The sequence below is a fragment of the Roseibium limicola genome, assembly GCF_017313085.1.
GTDB lineage: Bacteria > Pseudomonadota > Alphaproteobacteria > Rhizobiales > Stappiaceae > Roseibium > Roseibium limicola.
Genome location: NZ_JAFLNF010000001.1, coordinates 91,531 through 114,107, shown reverse-complemented (window position 1 = coordinate 114,107; position 22,577 = coordinate 91,531). Strand labels below are relative to the sequence as shown.

Genomic DNA, 22,577 nt, shown 5'->3' with positions numbered 1-22,577 from the left:
GTGCCCGCGATATGCATCCGGCGTAAGCTGTGGCTTACTGACGTTTGAAGAGGGGTAGGTTCATGGCGGTTGACGAGGATGACGCAAGTCTGTCGCCGGCGGAGCGGCGCGCCCGGATGAGCGCAAAAATACAGGCAGAAACCGGAATCGATTACGAGACGATCGTTCGTGTGGTCGACAGTTTCTACGTCCGGGTTCAGGCCGATGAGCTGCTGGGGCCGATCTTCACGCAACGGATCACAAACTGGAAGCCGCATCTGCAAACCATGTACCGGTTCTGGTCCTCGGTGGCGCTTGCGACGGGAGCTTACTCCGGCACACCCATGCCCAAACACATGGTACTGCCCGTCGATGCCACGCATTTTGATCGCTGGCTGGAATTGTTCGAGGCAACGGTCCGCGACGAATGCACGCCGGAAGGAGCCGATCACTTTCTTGCCCGCGCCCGCAACATTGCCTCCAGTCTGGAAATGGGTGTCGCCAGCTACAATGGCGCAATCCTCGGCCGGGGTGAGCGGTATTATAAGGCCAGGTGAAGATTGTTAAGTTTGAGAAGGCGGCTAATTGGCTGCCCGATAGAGCAAAATCATTGTCATAATCTGCGCGATTTGCAGCGTAAGTGTAGTGACTTCATACTCAGTCATAGTTTTTCTCTAGATCCGTGTTTAGTGAGAATGAAAATAAAGCACTCTGTCAGACTACGTTCAAATGGCATTCGTTTAAGTTGTTGTTTTTAATAAATTAATTTTATAGCTAGCTTTGTGGAAAGCCGCGTTTTTCGCGTCGTGTGCGGGCAAACGTTTACTTGCGTTTTGTTGAACTGCTAACTTCCCGCTTTCCCCACGAATTCCCGGCATTGTGCCTCGCCCCTGCCGCTTTTGTTGCTATAATGTTCCCTGATTGGAACGCAGAGAATCGACGCGAGCGCATATGGCTGACCCGAACGGGTATCACGACGACATCGAAGACACTTTTCCCGACGGGTTTGGCGGAGACGATGATTTTCCCGGTGACCGGCCGTCGCGGCAGGGAGGCGAGGCAGCTGAGCAAGCGCCGATGCCGGCTGCAGGCCCTGTTGCTGGCAGCGGGATTGCGGCCCGTGCAATGGCAGCGCGACGCGGCGCGCAAGCTGCGCCCGATTATCTGGAGGGCATGAACCCGGAACAGCGTCTGGCGGTCGAGACCCTCGATGGCCCGGTTCTGGTTCTGGCGGGTGCCGGAACAGGCAAGACGCGCGTTCTGACCACGCGCATCGCGCATATTCTGGCGACAGGTTCGGCCTATCCCTCGCAGATCCTGGCTGTGACCTTCACTAACAAGGCTGCGCGTGAGATGAAGGTTCGCATAGCGGGCTTCATCGGTGGTGATGTGGAAGGCATGGCCTGGCTCGGAACCTTTCACTCTGTCTGTGTAAAGATCCTGAGACGGCATGCCGAGTTGGTCGGACTGAAATCCGGCTTTTCCATTCTCGATACGGATGATCAGCTGCGGTTGATCAAGCAACTGATCCGGGCAGAAGGCCTTGACGACAAGCGGTGGACGCCGCGGGCCTTTGCCAACATGGTCGATGGCTGGAAGAACCGCGCACTGACCCCCAGTGAAGTTTCTGAAGCTGAGGGAAGCGCATTTGCGGGCCTTGGGCGCAAGCTCTACGCCGATTATCAGGACCGCTTGTCCATTCTGAATGCCTGTGATTTCGGTGACCTGCTGCTGCACGTGATCACGGTGTTCAAGAACAATCCGGATGTCTTGGCCGACTATCAGAGGCGTTTTCGCTACATGATGGTGGACGAGTATCAGGATACAAATATCGCCCAGTATCTTTGGCTTCGCTTGTTGGCACAGGGAAACCAGAACGTTTGTTGTGTCGGTGATGATGATCAGTCGATCTACGGCTGGCGCGGTGCCGAGGTCGACAACATCCTGCGGTTCGAGCATGATTTTAAAGGCGCTGAGGTTATTCGTCTGGAGCGAAACTATCGCTCGACGAGCCATATTCTGGCAGCAGCCTCTCATCTGATCAGCCATAACGAAGGCCGGTTGGGCAAAACCCTTTTCACGGATTTCGAGGATCCAGAAGATGTGAAGGTCAATGTGGCCTCCGTCTGGGATTCCGAGGAGGAGGCGCGCTCCATTGGTGAGGAAATTGAAGCTCTGCAGTCCAAAGGGCATGCGCTGAATGACATCGCCATTCTGGTGCGGGCATCCTTGCAGATGCGCGCCTTCGAAGATCGTTTCGTCACGCTTGGCTTGAACTACCGGGTGATTGGTGGGCCACGCTTCTATGAGCGGATGGAGATCCGTGATGCACTGGCGTATTTTCGCTGCGTGGTTCAGCCGGCAGATGATCTGGCATTTGAGCGGATCGTCAACACACCGAAGCGAGGGTTGGGTGAAGCATCCCTGAAGCTGGTGCACGAACTGGCGCGGACTGAACGCATTCCTCTGATGCAGGCGGGCTTCCAGCTTTGCCAGACGGAAGAGCTTCGACCAAAACCACGCGCTGCGCTGAAGGGTGTGCTCGATAACGTGGTTCGCTGGCGTGGAGAGCTTGAGAACGTCAAGCATACCGAGTTGGCGGAAGTCATTCTGGATGAAAGTGGCTACACGGAGATGTGGCGCAATGACCGGTCGGCCGAAGCCCCCGGTCGTCTGGACAATCTGAAGGAGCTGATCCGCTCCATGGAAGAGTTCGAGAGCCTTCCCGGCTTTCTGGAGCATATCTCTCTGGTGATGGATCGCGACAACACGGAAGACAATGATGCGGTGTCCATTATGACACTACATTCCGCCAAGGGGCTGGAGTTCGACACAGTCTTCCTGCCAGGTTGGGAGGAGGGGCTTTTTCCGCATCAGCGCGCCCTTGATGAAAGCGGCAAGGCCGGTTTGGAGGAAGAGCGCCGACTGGCCTATGTCGGTGTTACCCGGGCCAAGAAGCGGGCAACGATCTGGTTCACGTCGAACCGGCGCATTCATGGCCAGTGGCAGTCATCCATACCGTCCCGCTTTCTGGACGAGTTGCCTGCGGATCATGTCGAGATAGTCGAAAGCCAGTCAAACTATGGCGGCTACGGCGGTGGTGGCTATGGCTCTTCCCGTTTCGATAACCGGGATCCATTTCAGAACTCCTATTCAACGCCCGGCTGGGAACGGGCGAAAAAGGCCAAGGCAGCGCAGGGGGCGGCTTTGGGGCGGAACAGTAATTCCGGCGGCAGCGGGTTCAAGTCGGCGCGTCAACGCAAGGCAGGGCCGATGACGATTGAGGGGGAGTTGGTCGCGAAGTCCTTTTCGGAAAGTCCCTCGTCCTTCAAGCTCGGCGAGCGTGTGTTTCATCTCAAGTTTGGCTATGGCGCGATTTCGACCATTGAAGGCAATAAGCTGACAATCGAGTTTGAAAAAGCGGGCCAGAAAAAGGTCATCGACAGTTTCGTTGAGCGGCCCTAGGGGGGCGGTGGCTGGCCGAAAATCCCGCGTAGTTCGGCGTTTTGCAATTGCGTCGTGTTTTGGCTGAGTACTCTGGCACTGCAGAGAGCCTCAGAAGCATGTAAACTCATGAGTATACATTTCTGTTTCGGGAGTATCCGTACAAAACTACTGTTGGCTATTTAACGAGCTTATGTCGTTAGGTTATTTTATTTCTTTGCGTTAATCATAATGTTTTTCAAGTTAATTCAACTAATTAAAATGTTTCTATCCAATATTACTCAGACATAAAACGATACGAATAAGTACAATTTTTTTGATGAAAACAAATTTTCTTTCTGCATATTAGCGTGATGCAACGCACAGAACACATTTTGATCGTCGAGGACGATTGCGAAATCGGCGCTCTCATGGAGCGTCACCTGTCGGAGAATGGCTGGAAAGTCAGCCTCGCAGCCAATGGCGCTGAAATGGACCGGATACTGGGAACGTCCAGGATCGATCTGGTGATTTTGGACCTTATGCTGGGCGGCGAGGATGGCTTGAGCATATGCCGTCGCCTGCGCGGAAGCAGCACTTTGCCGATCATTATCGTTTCGGCAAAGTCGGACGACTTCGATCGGGTCATTGGCCTGGAAGTCGGTGCGGATGATTATCTGCCCAAGCCATTCAATCCGCGTGAACTCATTGCACGCGTCAGGGCGATGTTCCGACGTATGGAAATGGGGGCGGCGGAGCCTTCCGTCTCGGCCAAGACAATCCTGTTTGAAAACTGGAGAATGGACTGCACCACGAGAAGCCTGCACAATCCGGATGGGGCTGTGGTGTCTTTAACCCCTGCCGAATTCGACCTTCTGCAGGTCCTGGCCGAGCGACGCGGACGGGTGTTGAGTCGAGAGCAGTTGATTGATTTGACCCACGGCGGAAATTCACAGTCGAGTGGTAGCGGACGGAACATTGATATTCTGATCAGCCGTGTCCGCAGCAAGCTGGAGGCCGGCGGGGCGCCCTATCAGTTCATTCGCACGGTTCGTTCCGGTGGCTATGAGTTTGTGGCCGAGGTGACTGCCAGTTGAGTGATCACCCGGCATCTGAACTTCGCTCAAAAGAGCGATTGATGCGGCTTGTTCCCAGACGCATTGCGGTTCAAGTCACCCTTGTCATGGTGACGGCGCTTCTCGCCATGTCGGGCATTATCTTTCTTCTGTTCGTTCTGGTTAATCCGACCCCGCCGGACACGGCGCATGACAATCTGGTTTACGGGCTCGTTCTTTCAAAACTGGACAGCTTGCCAGCGAGCGAGCGACCCGACTATTTGCATAATCTCAAGGTGGATGGTCTGGCGGCGGCGTTCCATCTGCTGTCAGGCGAGCAGGCTGAAGCTTTGCTGGCTCATCCCGAGCAGGTCCCACTGCTTGATGGAGGGAGGTATGGCCGTAAATATGCGCCGGAAGTGTTGCCTTCAGGCGTCGAACTGATCCGCGAGATCCGGTTTGAGAAGCCAGAGGGGAAGGGGCCGACAAGCGAAGTGCTGTTTCAACTGGATGACGGCTCATTCGTGTGTATCTCCACCAAGCCGGATAACCAGCCTCCGCTGTTGTTCAATCCCATTTTCCAAGCGCTTCTGACTTTGGGTCTGGCGGTCGTTCTGCTGCTGACATGGGTCACGATCACCTTGATCCGTCCGCTTTCAGATCTGGCGCGTTCAGCTGCCAAGTTCGGACAATCCTCGACCATTCCGGTGCCTATCATTGAGCGGGGCCCTGCCGAAGTGCGTGCTGTCACGCGGGCCTTCAACCTGATGCAGGAACGCATCCAGGACATGATCTCGAAACGCACTCGGATGCTTGCAGCCGTCGGTCACGATTTGCGGACGCCCTTGACCCGGTTGAAGCTACGGATTTCGTTGTTGGATGACGAAGAGCAGAAACAACGCAATCTGGCGGATCTCGATATGATGGAGATTCAGTTGAACGGTGCGCTGAGCCTGATGCGTGGCGGGCTGACGGGCGAACGGGCAGCACCGATTGATGTTGCCAGCTTCTTGAAAGGAATTGCCGACCAGTACGAAGATATGGGGCGCAAGGTGCCGGTCTCTTCTCAGCCAGGCTTGAAAATTCACGCACGTCCAATCGAGTTGAATCGGGCCCTTACCAATCTTGTCGACAATTCTTTTCATTTTGGCGATGAGGTCGAGATAGAAGCTCACGGACGTGGCGATCATTTGGTTATTGATGTGATCGATCATGGCCCGGGCATTGCTGCGGATGCTCGTGAGCGGTTGATGGAACCCTTTGAGCGCGGCGATGTGGCACGAACATATGGGAAAGGGGCTGGCTTCGGTCTGGGTCTTTCTATCACCAGCTCCATTGCGCAGGCGCACGGCGGAGAGTTGGAGCTGCTTGATACGCCTGGCGGCGGACTGACCGCACGTCTACGCATGCCGCTTGGCTGAACGTCTTTCTTCTGGCTGTTTTTCTGAAGTCCCTGTATATCCGCGCCTAATCCATCAGCACCTTTTTTGACTGCCGACCGGCTGCTGCCGGGGCGGTGCGACCACAGGACAAGACATGCAGACCGTCAGGGTACGAATCGTCGCAGCGGAACTCGAAGCCAAGCGCATCGCGGATGTGCTGGAGCGCCTCTATGAGGACGAGGGCAATCCCGTTTCCATCTATGAAAGCACCGATGATGGCCGGGAGTGGACGGCAGAAATCTTGTTGTTTGAAGTCGAGCCGGATGAAGCGATTGCCGATGTCCGCTCCCGAATCGGGTCGGATGCATTTTCCGCGCCCGTCGAAGCTGATATTCTTCCTGAGCTGAACTGGGTGGAAAAGAGCCTGGAAGGCCTGAAGCCGGTCACTGCTGGCCGTTTTACGGTCCATGGCGGTCACGATCGGGATAAGGTTCCAGGTGGTGGCATCGGTATTGAAATCGAGGCCGCTCTTGCCTTTGGAACCGGTCATCACGGGACGACAGCCGGGTGTCTGGAAGAGATCGATCGGCTGTTCAGTATGCGCGAATATGATCGGGTTCTGGATTTGGGCACGGGCACAGGTGTTCTGGCTATTGCTGCAGCGCTGCGGTCAAGGCAGCCCGTTCTGGCTACGGACATCGACCCTGTCGCGACCAAGACTGCTGCCGCGAATGCGCGAATGAATGGAGCTGGTCATCTGGTTCACACCTTTACGGCCAATGGCATGAGTGATCGTCGCTTCGGTGAAGAGGGGCCTTTCGATCTGCTGATCGCCAATATTCTGGCGCGCCCCTTGATGCAAATGTCGCGTGATATCGCGGCTCATATGCAGCCGGTGTCGACGCTGATCCTGTCGGGCCTGCGTATCGAAGATGGACCACGCATCCTTTTCGCCTATGGCTGCCACGGGTTTCATCTGTCCAAGCGGGGCGAGAAGGAAGGTTGGCTGACACTGACCTTGGTGCGCGGTCGCCCTCAGGCATAAGGGAAGCGAAGGCGATGCTGCCGTTCGGGAAATTTCCGGGCGGGAGGCCGTCACCGCGTGCAGAAACAAAAAGAGCGCAGCCTGGGCCGCGCTCGTTTTTTCTGGAAACCTCAGCGGGCTTCCGGGCAGTTTCTACTCTGGTTCGGAGGATTAGAGCATTGCGCCCGTGCTGCCTTCACGTTCGAGCTCGACACGGTCATAACCGTGAGCCGCCAGCGTCGCATCGTCCAGGGACAGAAGGTAGCCGTTGACGAATCGACGGGCCTGCTTCTCACGTGCTTCTACCATACGACCGAATGCACGGCTGACGAAGTTGCCGGAAGAGCGCTGTGCGGAGCCGATTGAAGTGGTTGTTGCGATAGCCATGGTGTTCTCCATAGTAAATTGGGTGGAGGCGTTTCACTCAAGGCGTTCTCTGGCGCCAGTGGATGCCGTTTTCTTGTTGATCCGAATATGCCCCCTGAAGCCATGCATGAGTAGACTTGGAACTGCATGACAGCCTTGCGGTTTTCGCATGTGCGAAGTTAATGCTGCATCGCACTCTTGCGAATCTGCCGTTGGATAAACGGTTGGCCTTTGGACATAATCGTCTTGATCGCTTCTGTGCGAAGACCTAGCTTCTGTTCATGTTCCAGACTTTCGATGATCACAACGATCCCTCCTGCGGGGCGCCGCGTGCAGCGCTTCTCAGGGATGAGCTGAAAAGCCGTTCGCTCGATGGCTTTTTGATCCCCCGGGCAGACGCTCATCAGGGCGAGTATGTTCCGCCCCATGATTGCCGCTTGCAGTGGCTGACCGGGTTTGCCGGGTCTGCTGGCATTGCAGCGGTTCTTGGGGCCGAAGCAGCTATTTTCGTGGATGGACGCTATACCCTGCAGGTTCGCGATCAGGTGGACATGAATGTCTTTCCGGCCCGCCATTTGATGAATGAGCCACTGACGACGTGGTTGGCTGAGAAACTGCAGCCGGGCCAACGTCTTGGCTATGACGCGCTGCTGCATCCGATCAATGATGTCCGCAGATTGAAGGCGGTTTGCAATAAGGCCGGTGCCGAACTGGTACCAGTCGAAGGCAATCCGCTCGACGCGGTCTGGTCGGACCGTCCTGAAGCCCCGAGTGGTGCGGTTTCCCTGTATTCCGAAAAGCTTGCCGGGCGCGCTGCGAGCGACAAGATTCAGGAAATCCAGAAGATCGTTGCCGCAAAAGAGGCCGATGCCTGTGCTTTGACGCAGCCGGATTCAATTGCCTGGCTGTTCAATATCCGCGGGTCGGATGTTACGCACACGCCGCTTCCGCTATCTTTTGCTGTCGTTCCAGTTTCCGGAAAGCCGCAGCTTTTTATTCGTGGCGAAAAGCTGTCGAACACTGTTCGCGATGCTTTGAGCGACCTGGCAGACATCGACGAAGAGAGTGCATTTCTGAAGGGACTGGGGGCGTTGGGGGCTGCGGGTGCAAGGGTTCTGGTGGATCCGAACCTTGCGGGGCAGGCGGTTGCTGAGGCAATTACCTCGACGGGCGGCCTGCTTGTCGAAGCGGCAGAACCCGTCCTGCTGCCAAAAGCGCGGAAGAACGCGCGTGAACTTGACGGTGCCCGAGCGGCGCATAAACGCGATGGTGCTGCTTACGTGCGCTTTTTGTGCTGGTTTGATGAGCACGCCGTCCATGGGGATCTCGACGAAATAAGCGCAGCGCAGAAACTGGAAGACTTTCGGGCACAAACCGGAAAGCTGAAGGATATCTCCTTCGACACGATCTCAGGGGCCGGCCCGAATGGTGCCATCTGTCATTACCGTGTGAGCAAGGACAGCAATCTGCCGATCCCTGTGGGCAAGCCGTTCCTGATCGATAGCGGAGCACAATACGAAGATGGCACGACCGACATCACCCGAACCCTGGCCGTGGGCGAGATGACCGATGAGATGAAGCGTCATTACACGCTTGTCCTGAAGGGCCATATCGCGATTTCATCGGCGCGGTTCCCGGCAGGGACCAGCGGTGCTCAGCTGGATGCACTGGCCCGCATTGCGTTGTGGAAGGCCGGCTTCGACTTCGACCATGGCACGGGCCACGGAGTTGGTGCTTATCTGGGCGTTCATGAAGGACCGCAACGCATCGCCAAGACCGGCGTTGTGCCGCTTGAGCCGGGGATGATCCTGTCGAATGAACCAGGCTACTATCCGGCAGGTGAATACGGCATTCGCCTGGAAAACCTGGAGATTGTAACGGAGCTGAAATCGGTTGAAGGTGGCGAGCGTCCGATGATGGAATTCGAGACGATCACTCTGGCGCCTTTCGATCTCCGGCTGATCGACAAGGGTTTGCTGACCCTTGATGAAATTGCCTGGCTGAACACCTATCACGCCTGGGTGCGCGAGGAACTTGCGCCGTTACTCGATAATCATGTCTTGTCGTGGCTCGAAGAGGCGACAGTCCAGATCTGATGTGCCACCTGGCCCGGCCTTAAAAGCCGGGCCGTTGTTTTCTGTGCCGAAAGATATTTCGACCAAACAGGGAGCGCAATGCTGTTTTAAGCGTTGACCTTTTTGAGAAAACGCTTTGTGCTTGTTTCAATTATTTAAGAGCCGACCTTAAGGTTTCTGCGGAGGTATTTCAGAAAATGCGTGTGCTAGATGTTCTCAAATCGCCGCTTTGGGCTGCCGAGCTTGCGACCGGAGCAAAGTCCTTTCGGCACAACCCTATTCTTGGGAGCAAACGTCTGAATGAGAAGGGTTTGCATCTGAAACGGGCGCTTCTAGCTGAGCGGATGAGTGACTGGCGTCGACGTCGGATGGAAAAGCTGGTTTCCCCAGAAGACCGTGCACAATATGCGCAGGACGGTTTCATCCGGCGAAGCGAAGTTCTCGACGCTGAAGAGATTTCCAGCCTGCGGGAGGAAGTGGAAAACACACGGTTTGAGGCTTACGACTTTCGCCAGGGGAATGCGGTGACACGGTTTATTCCCTTGCCGCCGGAGGTGTTGCGCGCACTGCCACATCTGCGTCGTTTCGTTACCGGAGACCTGTTTCAGAACTCCCTGAAATATGTTGCGTCGACAACCGCAGATCCCATTGTCTTTCTGCATGTGGTCTTGACCGATCCGACCGCTGGTGAGGTCGACCCGCAGACGAATTTTCACTCTGATACGTTCCATGCGACGGCGAAAGCCTGGTTCTTTCTCTATGACGTCCCGCTGGCGGAAGGCCCCTTCACCTATGTTCCAGGCTCGCATCGACTGACGCAAGAGCGGCAGGCGTGGGAGCTGGCGGAAAGCATCAGTGCAGCGCATTCTGCCGATGGTCATCACGCTTTGGGGTCATTTCGTGTCAACGGGGACCAGCTCCAAACCTTGGGACTGCGTGAACCGGTTTCGTTCGACGTGCCCGGCAATACGCTTGTGGTGGCCGATACGCATGGATTTCATGCACGTGGCAAGAGCGAGCGGCCATCCGTGCGGGTGGGGGTTTATGGTTCCTTGCGACGCAACCCTTATCTGCCCTTTACCGGATTTGATCCGCTGATGCTGCCAGGTGTTCAGGGGCGTCAGGCGCAGTTGCATATGGGCGAGATCCAGCTCAAGGCGAAACTCTTTAAACGCCGGCCGAGCCATACGCATGTTGGCAAAATCCAGTTGCGCGATCCGTCGCCAATTTAAGACTAGGCCGTTGCTCTAGTAGTGGGCTTCGGTGCTCTCATCAATCAGGGCCCGGTTGAAAAAACGGAGGGAGCGGACATGGCGTGCATGACCGACCACTCGCGTTGGGTCCTTTGCGTGGACAACGGGGAGGCTGGCTTCACCGCTCTCGTCGAAACTGCGCAGGGCTTTGGTCAGAGTATCGCCTTCCTGAAGGTATAGTCCGTCTTTCGCCGGGTCGAAACTGGCGTTTTCCTGACCTTCAGGCAACGGATCCATGAAATCACGCACCTTTACTTGATCGCGCAGGTAGAGATGGCTTCCTGCGGCAAGCGACAGGCCTCGAATTTCAAGCTGCCAATGGAAGTAGGATTTGCCCAGCAAAGCGTGAGTAAGCCCGACTGCAAAAGAAACCGTGAGCAACAGCGCAAGAGACAGCGCATAGCCGCCCGTCAGCTCGAAAACAATCACCGTGGTCGAGATAGGTGCGCCGAGCACGGCGGCAGCCACGCCCCCCATTCCAAGGATTGAATAGAGCCCCTCGCTTGAGGCCAACTCGGGGAAGGCCGCGGCGGCGATCAGTCCGAATGCACCGCCTGCCATGGCACCAAGGTAAAGCGCTGGCGAAAAAATGCCGCCCCCGAAACGTGACGCCAGTGTGATGGCGGTGGCCGCGGTCTTGACGGCCAGCAGAACCAGCATGAGTTGCAGCGATAGCTGATTGCGCAAGGCGGCATCGGTGGTCTCATAGCCAACCCCGATTATTTCGGGGAAGAACAGTGCGATTGCGCCGACCATCAGACCGCCAACCGCTGGGCGCAGCCAGGTGGGAAGCGGAACGTGGCGTGCCAGCCAGTCAGTGCCGATCAGCGAACATTGAAACAGGATGGCGACCGCGGCGCAGGTCAGTCCCAGTAGTGCGAAGGCCGGAAACTCCCAGTAAGAGGTCACTTGGTGTGCTGGAATGACGAAAGCTGCAACATCGCCAAACCAGAGGCGCGACAGGATTGCCCCCATGGCGGAGGCAATCGCCACGGGCGCGATAGCTGAAAGCGCGTAATGACCAAGAATGACCTCGTGCGCAAAGAGGAGTCCGGCTATCGGCGCGTTGAAGGAGCCTGATACAGCACTGGCGACGCCACAGGCCAGGAGCAGGCGGCGGCTGGAGGCTGGCAGGCTGGTGAAGTTGGTGAAGAGTGCGCCCAGAGTTGCGCCAAGATGGACCATTGGCCCTTCGCGGCCGGCGCTGCCGCCACTGCCCAGGGAAATCATTGTGATGAGGGCTGAGGAAAGCCCGGACCAGAAAGGCAATCCGTCACCTGCCTTGGCGCGCGCCTCGATGACATCCGCAACCGAGTAGGTGCGCTGCATGGGTTGGAGGTATTTCAGCAAGAGCCCGACGAGGAGCCCGCCAACAGCAGGGGCCAGCAAGATGACCCAGGGCGAAACCCCAGCTGCGGCGGTGACGACATGCTCCGATCGGGTGCCGAGCCAGAGAAGCTGGATGAGGCCGATGCCTTCCCGGAACAGAATGGCAGCGATGCCGACGAGAACGCCGATCAACGGCGAGATCAGCCAGACCTGCGGAAAACCGTGCTCCAGATAGCTTTTGAGGTTTACCCGGATTGTGGAGCGCATGGTCGCCCAGCCGATCCGCAAAGGAGCGCAGAAACGTGCGACACGGGAGCCAAAACTGGATTTGTAATCGGGCATTGCGGTTGGCTTTGGCCTGTCAGAGCATCTTCGTGCGGCAGAAGGTTAAAAAGATCATCTCAGACAGGCTGCGCCAGACCGAAGGCAATCGGCAAGAAATATTGTCGGGATTCCCCTTGATTTTCATCAGCACAAGAGTCAGGAGGGGAACACTTCTCCTGTTTGAACCGTTTCACAGCGGCACTTGGTTCTGATTTTTCAGGCTGACAGCCCGTATTCTGTTCGCTCAGCGCTCATCCCTGTTTCTCACGCCAGACCCAAGAAAGCTGGGTACAATGTCTGCAACGCGACCCAATACCACCAGCGAAGATTTGGAGGGGGCGCAGAGCGCCCTTCCTGAAGCCCGAACGTTTTCGACCCCCATTATGTGCCTGCTTGCCGTTGCCGTCGGCATCGTTGCTGCTGTGGGGGCGACGGTTTTCCACCACCTGATCAACCTGGTGCATAACCTCTTTTACTACGGCACTCTTTCCATCCACTACGATGCCAATCAGTTCGAAGCGCCGAGTAGTTTCGGTCCGCTGATCATTCTGGCGCCGGTCATTGGCGGCCTGATCGTGGTGTTTCTGGTCCGCACTTTCGCTCCGGAAGCCAAGGGGCACGGTGTGCCTGAGGTGATGTTTGCGATTTATCACAAGAAGGGCAACATTCGCGGCGTCGTCGCCGTGGTGAAGTCGCTTGCGTCTGCCATCTCCATTGGGTCTGGCGCGTCCGTGGGCCGGGAAGGTCCGATCATTCAGATCGGCGCTTCTTTCGGTTCGACGATTGCCAGATATCTGAACATGACGCGGTGGCAGAAGATCACACTGCTTTCCGCGGGGGCGGGTGCTGGTATTGCCGCCACGTTCAACACGCCGCTGGGCGGAGTGCTGTTTGCTGTAGAGATGCTGCTTCCGGAAGTCAGCAACCGTACGTTCCTGCCGGTTGTGGTCGCCACTGCGACCGCCACTTACGTCAGTCACATGGTTTTTGGTCTCGACCCGGCCTTCCTGATGCCGCTTGCAAGCTTGCAGATCAGTGAGGCCGTGGATCCGGTTCAGCTTGCAGCTTATGCAGCACTGGGCGCTTTGGCTGGTGTCATGTCCTGGGCCTTCATCCGCTGCCTTGCCTATGCAGAAGATCTGTTTCCGGCTCTGGGGATCAACGATTATCTGCAGAACATCATCGGCATGGTGATGGTAGGTGGTCTGGCATATGCCTTCTTTACGTTCACCGGCCATTACCACACTGCAGGAGTGGGCTATGCAACCATTCAGGACATTCTGAACGGTTCGCCTTACACGGTTCTGTTGCTCGGGCTTTTGCTGTTTGGCAAGGTCTTTGCCACATCCGTCAGCCTTGGTGCTGGAGCCTCGGGCGGGGTGTTTTCGCCATCGCTCTTCATCGGTGCTACTTTGGGGGGGGTGGTCGGTGTCGTCGGTGGCATGCTGTTTCCGGACAACGGCTTTCAGGCGGCTGAATTTGCGGTTGTCGGGATGGCTGCTGTGGTTGGTGGCGCAACGGGTGCCGCTATGACGGCAATCGTCATGCTGTTTGAAATGACCCGCGACTACAACATCATCGTGCCTCTGGTGCTGGCTGTGGCCGTTGCCGTTGGAGTTCGACGCTGGTTGGTTGCGGAAAATATTTACACTATCAAGCTGCGCAATCGCGGCAAGGTGGTGCCGTCCAACCGCCATACGAACATGTACCTGGTTCGTCAGGCCAGGGAACTCATGGCGACAAAGGTCAAGATCCTGCCTATCGATATGCCGGTGAACGATGCGCTGCAGATCGTCATGGACGAAGAGATCGAGCATGTGATCGTGGCAGAAGGCGCGCGGATCGCTGGATATGTACGTTTCGGATCCGTTCCGTATGTACCGGATCGTTACGCCGGGCAGACGTTGAAGGATCTGGTGCGGACCGATTACGTCGTATCGCCGAAGTTCTCCATTCTGAATACGGTGATTTCGCGCATGCATCAGCGTGGCCGATCTTACGCTATCATCACCGATACGTCGTCGCGCGTGCCGCGTCCGGATGATGTCGTCGGGGTGATCGACCGTACGGAAATTGCCGACGCAGTGATTTCCAATCACTACGCATGACCTCAGCCGTGGGGAGTTTTGCCTTCCCACGGCCTCATTCCGTCTATTGTTGCGACGGAAACTTGCGGAATCTTTTGACCTTTTCCCATTTGGCTAACATATTGGCAATTCAAGCAGGATGATTGCCAGCCAAGGTGCCCGTTATCGAGGTGCCCCGGGCTGTGACGGATCTTTGTCCCTCGGGCTCTCTGGCTCTTATCCAGTTCAGAAAATTGAATTCCAAAGGGAAACATCATGTCTCTGGCCGATCTCCAGACCCCTGTTGCGTACAGCTCCGCCAGTGTGGCGGATGTCGTAAATGACCTCAAAGAGGCTTTCGGCGAGCGCTGTTCGACCTCTCAGGCAGTTCGCGAGCAGCACGGCCATACGACGACATGGTTGAAGAACCAGGCACCGGATGCGGTGGTGTTTGCTGAAAGCACCGAGGAAGTGGCGCAAGTGGTGAAGCTCTGCGCTGCCCATAAGGTGCCAGTCATCGCCTTTGGCGTCGGCACATCGCTTGAAGGGCATGTGAATGCGCCGAGCGGTGGTGTCACCATCGATCTGTCGCGGATGAACGCCGTGCTTGAAGTCAATGCGGAGGATCTTGATTGCCGGGTTCAGGCCGGAGTCACGCGCAAGCAACTCAACAGCTACCTGCGCGACAGCGGTCTGTTCTTTCCCATTGATCCAGGTGCTGATGCGACTATCGGTGGGATGGCGGCAACACGCGCCTCTGGCACCAATGCGGTGCGCTACGGCACAATGAAGGACGTCGTCCTCGGGTTGACGGTCGTTACGGCCTCCGGTGAAGTCATCACAACGGGTGGGCGGGCACGTAAATCGTCTGCCGGCTACGATCTGACACGCCTGATGATCGGTTCTGAGGGCACACTTGGTGTGATTACCGAAATCACCTTGAAACTGTTCGGCCAACCGGAAGCGATCTCTGGCGGCATCTGTTCCTTTCCCAGTATCAAGTCGGCGTGTGACGCGGTCATCATGACGATCCAGTGCGGCCTGCCGGTCGCCCGGATTGAGCTTCTGGATCCGCTTCAGGTTCGTGCCTGCAATATTTATTCGAAGCTGGACTTGGCTGAAGAACCGACCTTGCTGCTGGAGTTTCACGGCAGTGAAGCGGGAGTGCGCGAGCAGGCGGAAACCTTTGCCGGGATCTCCGAGGAATTCGGCGGATCAGAGTTCCGCTGGGCGACCAAAGCGGAAGACCGGACGGCGCTTTGGCAGGCGCGCCACGATTCCTACTGGGCCTCTTTCACACTGCGTCCTGGCGCTAAAGGCGTGGCAACCGACGTCTGTGTTCCGATTTCCCGGTTGGCAGAATGTGTGACCGAGACACGTGCCGATCTGGACCGAGAAAAGTTGCTGGCGACAATCGTAGGCCACGTCGGTGATGGAAATTTTCACGTTCTGGTGCTGGTAGATGAGGAAAACGCGGAAGAAGTCGCAACTGCCGAGGCATTTGTGGGCCGCTTGAACTCTCGTGCGATCGACTTTGGCGGTACCTGTACTGGTGAACACGGCGTGGGCCAGGGAAAGATGAAGTACCTGCGGAAGGAGCACGGTGCCGCAGTTGATGTGATGCAGTCGATCAAGAGCATCTTGGATCCGGACAATATACTCAACCCGGGAAAGATCATGCCGACGGCCTGATCTCGTGCGGCTCGTGATAAACTAACTTCTATAGAGGTTTTGCATGCTCGCTCCGATTCCACTACCAAGGTGGAAGGATGCTTTGAGCGGGACGGAAGGAGAGGGTTCTGAACTCGGTCTTTATTAGCGTCGGTATGGCGATCATTCTGGTGCTGGTAACTGCACTGGTAGCGCCCTTTTTTGTCGACTGGACAGTCTACAGATCGAGTTTCGAAGCCTATGCAGAGGCGGCGCTCGGTCACAAGGTCACAGTGCTGGGGGAGGCGGACATGTCGATTCTGCCGTCACCGACAGTGACGTTCACTGACGTGCGCGTCGGTGGGGCGGAAGATCCTTTGTTGGTTATCTCGCGGTTTCAGATCCGCATGGAGCTTCCTCCTCTGCTCAAGGGTGAATTCCGCATCCTCGACATGACGCTGGATCGTCCGCATCTGACCATTTCCCTGGATGAGGACGGGCGACCTGACTGGCTGACAGCGATGCAAAGCGGTGGAGCGCTTGCCGATATCGCAGCCGATGATGTGGCGTTCGAGAACATTTCCATCACAGATGGCGCGGTGACGGTTGTCGATGCACGGTCCGGTATCACGCACACGTTGGATAATGCCGAACTGACGGTGAAGGCACGCTCGCTTGCCGGCCCATTCCGTATTGATGGTCCCGTTGAAATCGCGGACGAGAGATATTCGCTATCGCTTGCGACCGGTCGCAAGCAGGCTGACGGCGCCTTGCGGGTGAAAGGCACGATTACTCCTGGGCAAGTTTCCATGTCGGCCTCGATTGACGGCATTTTGTCGTCACTTGAAGGCATGCCGCGTTTTGACGGTGGTTTTCAGCTGAAGGGTATCGAGCAAGGCGAAGATCAGCCTCAGGTCGTCTGGACGGCCAATGGAACGTTTGAGGCTGATACGGCGCATCTGACGGTGGATAAGGGCGAATATCACTTCGGTCCGCAAGAGCGACGCTCCGGTTTCGACGGTCGTCTTGAAATGGTCTACGCGGGGGATCGTCATTTCAATCTGACAGCACGCGCCAAACAGATCGACCTGGACCGCATCTATGGTGGCGGGCCGCAGGATCCGGTGAATCTGAGCGAGGCAAGCGCCAAGGTCATCGATGTTCTGAAAGGTCTCCCAATCCCGGACATGAAGGGCACAATCAGTCTTGATATTCCTGTCGTTGTCGCGGGTGGGGAACTGCTGCAGGAAGTGAAGGCTGATCTGGAAACCCGGCCGGGCGGATGGCACATCAGCCGGTTGGCTGGGCGCATACCGGGCCGCACGACGATCGCGACTGAAGGCGATCTGGTTGTTCGCAACAAGTTTTCCTATCGCGGGTCGGTTTCGCTGAACTCCGAGCAGCCCGGTGCCCTGGCTGCGTGGCTGGGAGAAAATGCAGACGGCTCGACCCGAATCCAGCCAATCTCTCTGGAAGGGCGGGTCAGTCTGGTGGATACGGGCGCTGCTCTTGAGAACTTGCGTGTTGAACTGGACGATGCGGTCATCACGGGCGGTCTTTCCTTCCGCAAGCCACACCAGGGTCGGGATGAGTTCGGTCTGTCTCTGGTGGCTGACCGTTTGAATATCGATCAGGTCGAAGACATGCTGCGGTTGGTTGGTCCGTCTGCCGGGGGGGCAACGTTCTGGAACAATACCAATGTCTCCCTGATGGTGCGGGCACGCGAAGCGATTGTGCGCGACGTTGCGGGCAAGGACCTGGCCTTGCAGGCGTCATTTTCTGATGACGACCTGAAGATCGACAGATTGTACGCCGGAGATCTGGCGGGCGCCGAGGTCGATGTGTCCGGACGGGTGGAGAACCTGTTCAGTGCCCCGGTCGGCTCGATGACGGGGTCCCTGAAAGCGAGTGATCTGGATGGTCTGGTTTCGCTTCTGCGCAGTGCTTGGCCCGATGCCGGGCTGCTGGCGCGGTTGGAGCGAGCTTCGGAATATCTGGTGCCTGCGGAGTTTGAAGGCGAGTTCAAGGGAAGCGGAACGGCTGAGGGCAGTAGCCTGCAGTTCGATCTTTCGGGGACGGCTGGCGGTGTCGAGACGACGCTGCGGAGTTCGTTTGAAGGGCGGGTGGACGCATGGCGCAACGCCGACCTTGACATGAAACTCGATCTCAAGAGCGCTGACGGCGGGCAGATCCTCCGACAGATTGGCCTTGAAATTCTGCCTGTTGATGAGCTTGGGGCGGGCGATGTGACGTTGGAAGCCATCGGTCGCCCTGATGACGGGGTCGAGTTGCGGATGACTGCGGCATCTCCAGCCGCAAGTCTGAGCGCCGATGGTTCCCTGCGCTGGCAAAAAGACAAGGATGCGAATTATTCCCTTCAGGGTACCCTGGCGATGGATGATCTGGCTCCTTTTGCCCTGCTTGCGGGACGGATGATGCCGGTGATGGCGGGAGATATCCCGGTCGATCTTCGGTATGCGCTGGACGGCCATGGGGACACATTGGCGTTCCGGGACATTTCAGGACGTGTTGGCGATGTGACTTTGACTGCGAATGCCGAAGGCAGCCTAGCGCCATCAACGGGAGAAAGGCTGCGTCGGTTCAAGGGGCGGGTCGATCTTTCTGCACTTGATCTGATGTCGTTGAGTGAAATCGTCATTGGAGCAGACCAATGGGCTTCCGTTGGCGATGGAAGCAGCGTCTGGCCATCCGTCGCTTTTGACCGTCCCTTGCTGACGTCGCTGGATCTCAATCTGGACATAACGGCCCAGTCCATGCCACTTGGGCTAGGAGAGGCTGCAGGCAATGTCTCGGCTAACCTTCGGCTGAAGCCGGACGAGCTGCGACTGGACGATCTGACGGCGACATATGCGGACGGCCGCCTGAGTGGACAACTGGCGTTGCGTCGATCGGGAGCCGAAGGTGCTCTTTCCGGACGTTTGAAGCTTGAAGCGGCTGACCTGTCACGTCTCGTCTGGGCCTCGGAAGGACGTTCAGTTGCAACGGGAAGCCTGGATCTTCTCGCCGATTTCGAGGGCGTTGGGCGCTCGCTCTCAGGCATTGTTGCGGGCCTGACCGGAGGCGGCACACTCAAGGTTTCGGAGGGGGCTTTGCGTGGGCTCAACCCGCAAGCCTTTTCTCTGGTGATGCGTGCGGTGGATGCGGGCCTGGATTTGCAGGATACCAAGATCCGTAACGTTTTCCTCAGCCATATGCAGGCGGGGACCTTGCGGTTCAAGACGCTGGAAGCAGCGCTCGGTATTCTTGGCGGGCGTGTCAGTGCGCGAAATATCGCGGTTGATGCGCAAGCCGCCAAAATGTTCGGTTCCGCTCTGATCAACCTCAATGAGCTTTCTCTTGATAGTGATTTTTCCCTGACTGTGGATGCGGGTGACGAAGCCGTCATTGGGGCCGAACCTCAGGTTGGACTGTTGTTCAATGGCCCATTGGACGCACCAGTGCGCTCTGTAGACGTTGCGCCGTTCACGGCTTATCTGACTTTGCGAGCGTTTGAGCGCGAAGTGGAGCGAGTGGAGAAATTGCAGTCTGAAATTCTGGAGCGCCAGAGCCTTGATCGGAACCTCAAGCGGCAGTCGCAAGAGCGACGACGCCGGGCGAGGGAGGCCGAGGAAGAAGCCGCACGCGAAGCTGAACAGGAAGCCTCACAGGCTACTGCGCCGTCAGAGGAGAGCTCGGGTGGAAATGCTGTTCCGGAAGCGTCGGAGACGCCTGCCGGACCTGACGGGGCTCAGTCGGGCGAATTGACGCCTTCGCCGATCTCTTCTGAAGAAACTGCGGCTGATTTTGCCAATCGAATTCGGCAGGTGATCGGGCGGCAAGCGAATGACAATCAGGCTCAATCCGGCAATGAAGCGAGTGGGCGGACAGATGACGGGGCGTTGAAACCTCTCGATCCGCCGCAGACCGTTGAAGACTTGATCGCTCGGGAAATCCGCCGCTCTACGAACTGACGCAGGAGGTATGGTTAGGAACTTTTCTGAAGCGCGTATGTCAGGGCGTGGACCCTCACGGCGGATGAGAGTGAGTTCTCTGGATCTCGTGCGACGTCGATTTCGGCAATCAAGGCCGAGACAGCCATGACCTTGCTCTCGGCGATCTCATCAATGACCTGCCAAAACTCACCTTCAAGTGCCAGGCTGGTTCTATGTCCATGGAGAGAGACGGAGCGCTTGTACAACGCCATGAGGAGGCTCCTGGGCGTCTTAGACCGGCGTGCGGAAAGGTTCCTTAGACGTCGTCGGTGTCACTGGGCGCGCGCTCAATCCGATGCGCCTCCAGCCTGGACCGGTCAAGCGCGTCAGAAACCTGACTTAGGTTCTTGTCCGCTTTTGAACGACCGAACTTCTGTCGATTGTTTTCGGCCAGCCGTTCCTTATCCGACCGAGACTTGCTTTTGCGCGCTTGGCGAAGGTTGATGATCTCCGCAGTCATCTGAAGAATCCTTGAGACCGTTGTGGATCAGGGTTTCTTGCGGAACGCATCCAGAGACACGACTTCACCGCCGTTGTCGCTTTTTTCTGCATTGGCCGCGATTTCTTCGCTTTCCGTCTTATCAACGGGCTTGGCTTCCACAGGTGTGGCGTTGGCAAGGGTTGCGTCCGCTTCCTGCTCGGCGCGGGCCAGCTCTTCAACCGCTTCCAGCAGCTCTTCCGGCAATTCTTCTGCCGTCTTGCCCGGATCGAACTCCAGCGCAAACTGAACTGACGGATCAAAGAAGCCTTTGATCGCGGAATAGGGGACAACGAGCTTTTCAGGCACGCCGCCAAAGGACAGGCCGATTTCGAAAGCATGTTCGCCGACGTTGAGATCCCAGAACTGGTGCTGGAGGACGATTGTCATCTCCTGCGGATAGCGTTCCTTCAGTCTCTGAGAAACGCGCACGCCAGGGGCGGTGGTCTCGAAAGCCACATAGAAGTGGTGCTCGCCTGGCAAACCAGTGCGGTTGACCTCGGCCAGAATCTTCTTGACCGCGCCGCGGAGCGCGTCCTGGATCAGAATGTCATATCGGAGGAGGTCTTCTGCCATCTTCTCTTCATCGTCGTGGAACGGAATCGGTCGAAATCTGGAGCAGCTTGCCGTGTTGAAGCTGAAAAGGAAAGTCTTGGCTTGCTCCAAGGTTCCTTATAGTGGGCAAAAGCTGGTCTGTCCCTGATATTGGCGGGAAATCGCAAAAGTTTGCTGAAGATCGTTGATTGAAAATGCTTCCAGACGCATCGCAATGAATACGCGTGGAGAGCCAGAGGATATCTCGGGTCGATCATGTCTTTGAAATAAGGAAATGAGTGGAGGCTTCTGTTGCCAGGTGCCTCCGAACCCCGCCTACAGGTGCTAACCCAGTAGGGCTTTAAGGACTACCGGCACTGCATTACGCAGCGACAGCGTTGTCCATAGCATAGTTGTCATTTGCAACTACAAAAGTAGCCCGATAACGGTGGTACAATACCGAGCAAAAGCACAGTCTTTACGCCCTCGTCGATCCTATTTCGCCCCCGCCGAAACGCACTGTTTGCAAGGCCTTGCAATTCAATGCGCTTGGGTGGAGGCGCCGGGTACCGCCCCCGGGTCCGATAGGTTTATTTCACTGACCATTTATCGCCATATCCGGACAGGCCGGCACGCCTGATATAGGCTGATGTTCCGGCAAATGAAAGAGGGGGCAGTTAAATTTGGCTTGGCTTCTGGGGACGGATGCTAGGTCGAATGGTGAGGCAATTGGCTGGGGACGACACGGAAACGACCAAACAGGCGCCTGTTCAAGTTGGCCTCATGTCGCCAGAATGCGCCAGCTTTGAGCATCGAGACTGAATAGTTAGGGAGCGGCCGCATGGATCAGTATCTGACCCTGATGCGCAGGATTCTGGATGAGGGGATCGACCGGGGAGACCGCACGGGCACCGGGACACGTTCCGTTTTCGGTCACCAGATGCGGTTCGACCTAGGTCAGGGCTTTCCCCTGGTCACAACCAAGAAGCTGCATTTGCGCTCGATCATCCACGAGCTTCTTTGGTTTCTGGCCGGTGATACGAACATCCGCTACCTGCAGGAAAATGGCGTCAAGATCTGGGACGACTGGGCCGACGAGGCAGGCGAGCTCGGGCCTGTCTATGGGTATCAATGGCGGTCCTGGCCTGCGCCTGATGGTCGTCACATCGACCAGATTGCCAATCTTTTGAAGATGATCCAGAGCAATCCTGAGAGTCGACGACTGATCGTTTCGGCCTGGAACCCGGCGCTAGTGGACGAGATGGCGCTACCGCCGTGTCACGCGCTCTTCCAGTTCTATGTGGCGGATGGAAAACTCTCCTGCCAGCTCTATCAGAGATCGGCTGATGTGTTCCTTGGCGTCCCGTTTAACATCGCGTCCTATGCCTTGTTGACGATGATGGTTGCGCAGGTCTGCGGGTTGAAGCTCGGCGACTTCGTTCATACGCTCGGCGACGCTCATCTTTATCATAATCATCTGGACCAGGCAGCGGAACAGCTTTCGCGTGAGACACGCCCTCTGCCTGTCATGACACTCAACCCGGACGTCGATGACCTTTTTGCCTTCAAGTTCGATGATTTTACTCTGAGTGGCTACGATCCGCATCCGCATATCAAGGCGCCAATTGCCGTGTGAGGGAGAAGGGA

The 22,577-nt window shown here is 56.9% G+C and carries 16 protein-coding genes and 1 other RNA gene; 11 read left to right on the top strand and 6 right to left on the bottom strand.

The features are described from left to right. The first annotated feature begins 62 nt into the window (after nt 1-62). The 5 genes from J0X15_RS00500 to J0X15_RS00480 all read left to right on the top strand — a co-directional run bounded on the left by J0X15_RS00500 (nt 63) and on the right by J0X15_RS00480 (nt 6,884). Nucleotides 63-536, top strand: coding sequence for a group III truncated hemoglobin (locus J0X15_RS00500; RefSeq protein WP_209014977.1), 474 nt, complete (start codon nt 63-65; stop codon nt 534-536). A 394-nt stretch (nt 537-930) separates the two neighbouring features. Next, complete coding sequence (locus J0X15_RS00495; protein WP_206937259.1) at nt 931-3,444, top strand: ATP-dependent helicase; 2,514 nt, start codon at nt 931-933, stop codon at nt 3,442-3,444. Nucleotides 3,445-3,776: 332 nt separating this feature from the next. Further along, the gene (locus tag J0X15_RS00490) at nt 3,777-4,499 is read left to right on the top strand and encodes a response regulator (protein ID WP_206937258.1); all 723 of its coding nucleotides are present in this window, start codon (nt 3,777-3,779) and stop codon (nt 4,497-4,499) included. A gap of 41 nt (nt 4,500-4,540) precedes the next feature. Continuing rightward, nucleotides 4,541-5,878 carry an ATP-binding protein gene (locus tag J0X15_RS00485; protein WP_206937256.1) on the top strand — a complete coding sequence of 446 codons (1,338 nt, stop codon included), beginning with the start codon at nt 4,541-4,543 and terminating at the stop codon, nt 5,876-5,878. A 115-nt stretch (nt 5,879-5,993) separates the two neighbouring features. Then, on the top strand, nt 5,994-6,884 hold the full coding sequence (locus J0X15_RS00480) for a 50S ribosomal protein L11 methyltransferase (protein ID WP_206937255.1): 891 nt from the start codon (nt 5,994-5,996) through the stop codon (nt 6,882-6,884). Nucleotides 6,885-7,034: 150 nt separating this feature from the next. Here J0X15_RS00480 and J0X15_RS00475 read toward each other — a convergent pair whose 3' ends face one another. Further along, entirely contained in the window at nt 7,035-7,250 is a 216-nt protein-coding gene (locus J0X15_RS00475; RefSeq protein WP_206937253.1) for a hypothetical protein, read from the bottom strand. Between the two features lie 260 nt (nt 7,251-7,510). Here J0X15_RS00475 and J0X15_RS00470 point away from each other — a divergent pair, with 260 nt between their 5' ends. Together J0X15_RS00470 and J0X15_RS00465 are read left to right on the top strand one after the other, a co-directional pair. Then, nucleotides 7,511-9,325, top strand: coding sequence for an aminopeptidase P family protein (locus J0X15_RS00470; RefSeq protein ID WP_206937251.1), 1,815 nt, complete (start codon nt 7,511-7,513; stop codon nt 9,323-9,325). 176 nt (nt 9,326-9,501) lie between these two features. Next, nucleotides 9,502-10,536, top strand: coding sequence for a phytanoyl-CoA dioxygenase family protein (locus J0X15_RS00465; RefSeq protein WP_206937249.1), 1,035 nt, complete (start codon nt 9,502-9,504; stop codon nt 10,534-10,536). A gap of 15 nt (nt 10,537-10,551) precedes the next feature. On the opposite strand, the gene J0X15_RS00460 is transcribed toward J0X15_RS00465, so the two are convergent. Continuing rightward, nucleotides 10,552-12,228 (bottom strand): chloride channel protein, encoded by a 1,677-nt coding sequence (locus J0X15_RS00460; RefSeq protein WP_408015309.1) that lies wholly within the window; start codon nt 12,226-12,228, stop codon nt 10,552-10,554. Nucleotides 12,229-12,503: 275 nt separating this feature from the next. Between J0X15_RS00460 and J0X15_RS00455 the strand changes: the two genes are divergently transcribed. From J0X15_RS00455 to J0X15_RS00445, 3 genes are all read left to right on the top strand, one after another. Then, on the top strand, nt 12,504-14,318 hold the full coding sequence (locus J0X15_RS00455) for a chloride channel protein (RefSeq protein WP_206937246.1): 1,815 nt from the start codon (nt 12,504-12,506) through the stop codon (nt 14,316-14,318). A 234-nt stretch (nt 14,319-14,552) separates the two neighbouring features. Continuing rightward, on the top strand, nt 14,553-15,968 hold the full coding sequence (locus J0X15_RS00450) for an FAD-binding oxidoreductase (protein WP_206937244.1): 1,416 nt from the start codon (nt 14,553-14,555) through the stop codon (nt 15,966-15,968). A 134-nt stretch (nt 15,969-16,102) separates the two neighbouring features. Next, nucleotides 16,103-19,897, top strand: a complete 3,795-nt coding sequence (locus tag J0X15_RS00445) for an AsmA family protein (RefSeq protein WP_206937241.1) — start codon at nt 16,103-16,105, stop codon at nt 19,895-19,897. Between the two features lie 14 nt (nt 19,898-19,911). Here the strand turns inward: J0X15_RS00445 and J0X15_RS00440 are convergent, their stop codons facing one another. The 4 genes from J0X15_RS00440 to ssrA form a co-directional block, all read right to left on the bottom strand. After that, entirely contained in the window at nt 19,912-20,130 is a 219-nt protein-coding gene (locus J0X15_RS00440; RefSeq protein ID WP_206937238.1) for a ribbon-helix-helix domain-containing protein, read from the bottom strand. A gap of 44 nt (nt 20,131-20,174) precedes the next feature. Continuing rightward, nucleotides 20,175-20,378 carry a DUF4169 family protein gene (locus J0X15_RS00435; protein WP_206937236.1) on the bottom strand — a complete coding sequence of 68 codons (204 nt, stop codon included), beginning with the start codon at nt 20,376-20,378 and terminating at the stop codon, nt 20,175-20,177. Between the two features lie 27 nt (nt 20,379-20,405). Continuing rightward, nucleotides 20,406-20,972: an SspB family protein gene (locus tag J0X15_RS00430; RefSeq protein WP_206937233.1), complete on the bottom strand. Its 567-nt coding sequence runs from the start codon at nt 20,970-20,972 to the stop codon at nt 20,406-20,408. A 256-nt stretch (nt 20,973-21,228) separates the two neighbouring features. Beyond that, nucleotides 21,229-21,601: a transfer-messenger RNA gene (gene ssrA / locus J0X15_RS00425) on the bottom strand. Nucleotides 21,602-21,771: 170 nt separating this feature from the next. On the opposite strand from ssrA, the gene J0X15_RS00420 reads away from it, so the two are divergent. Further along, entirely contained in the window at nt 21,772-22,566 is a 795-nt protein-coding gene (locus tag J0X15_RS00420; RefSeq protein WP_206937231.1) for a thymidylate synthase, read from the top strand. Nucleotides 22,567-22,577: the final 11 nt, after the last annotated feature.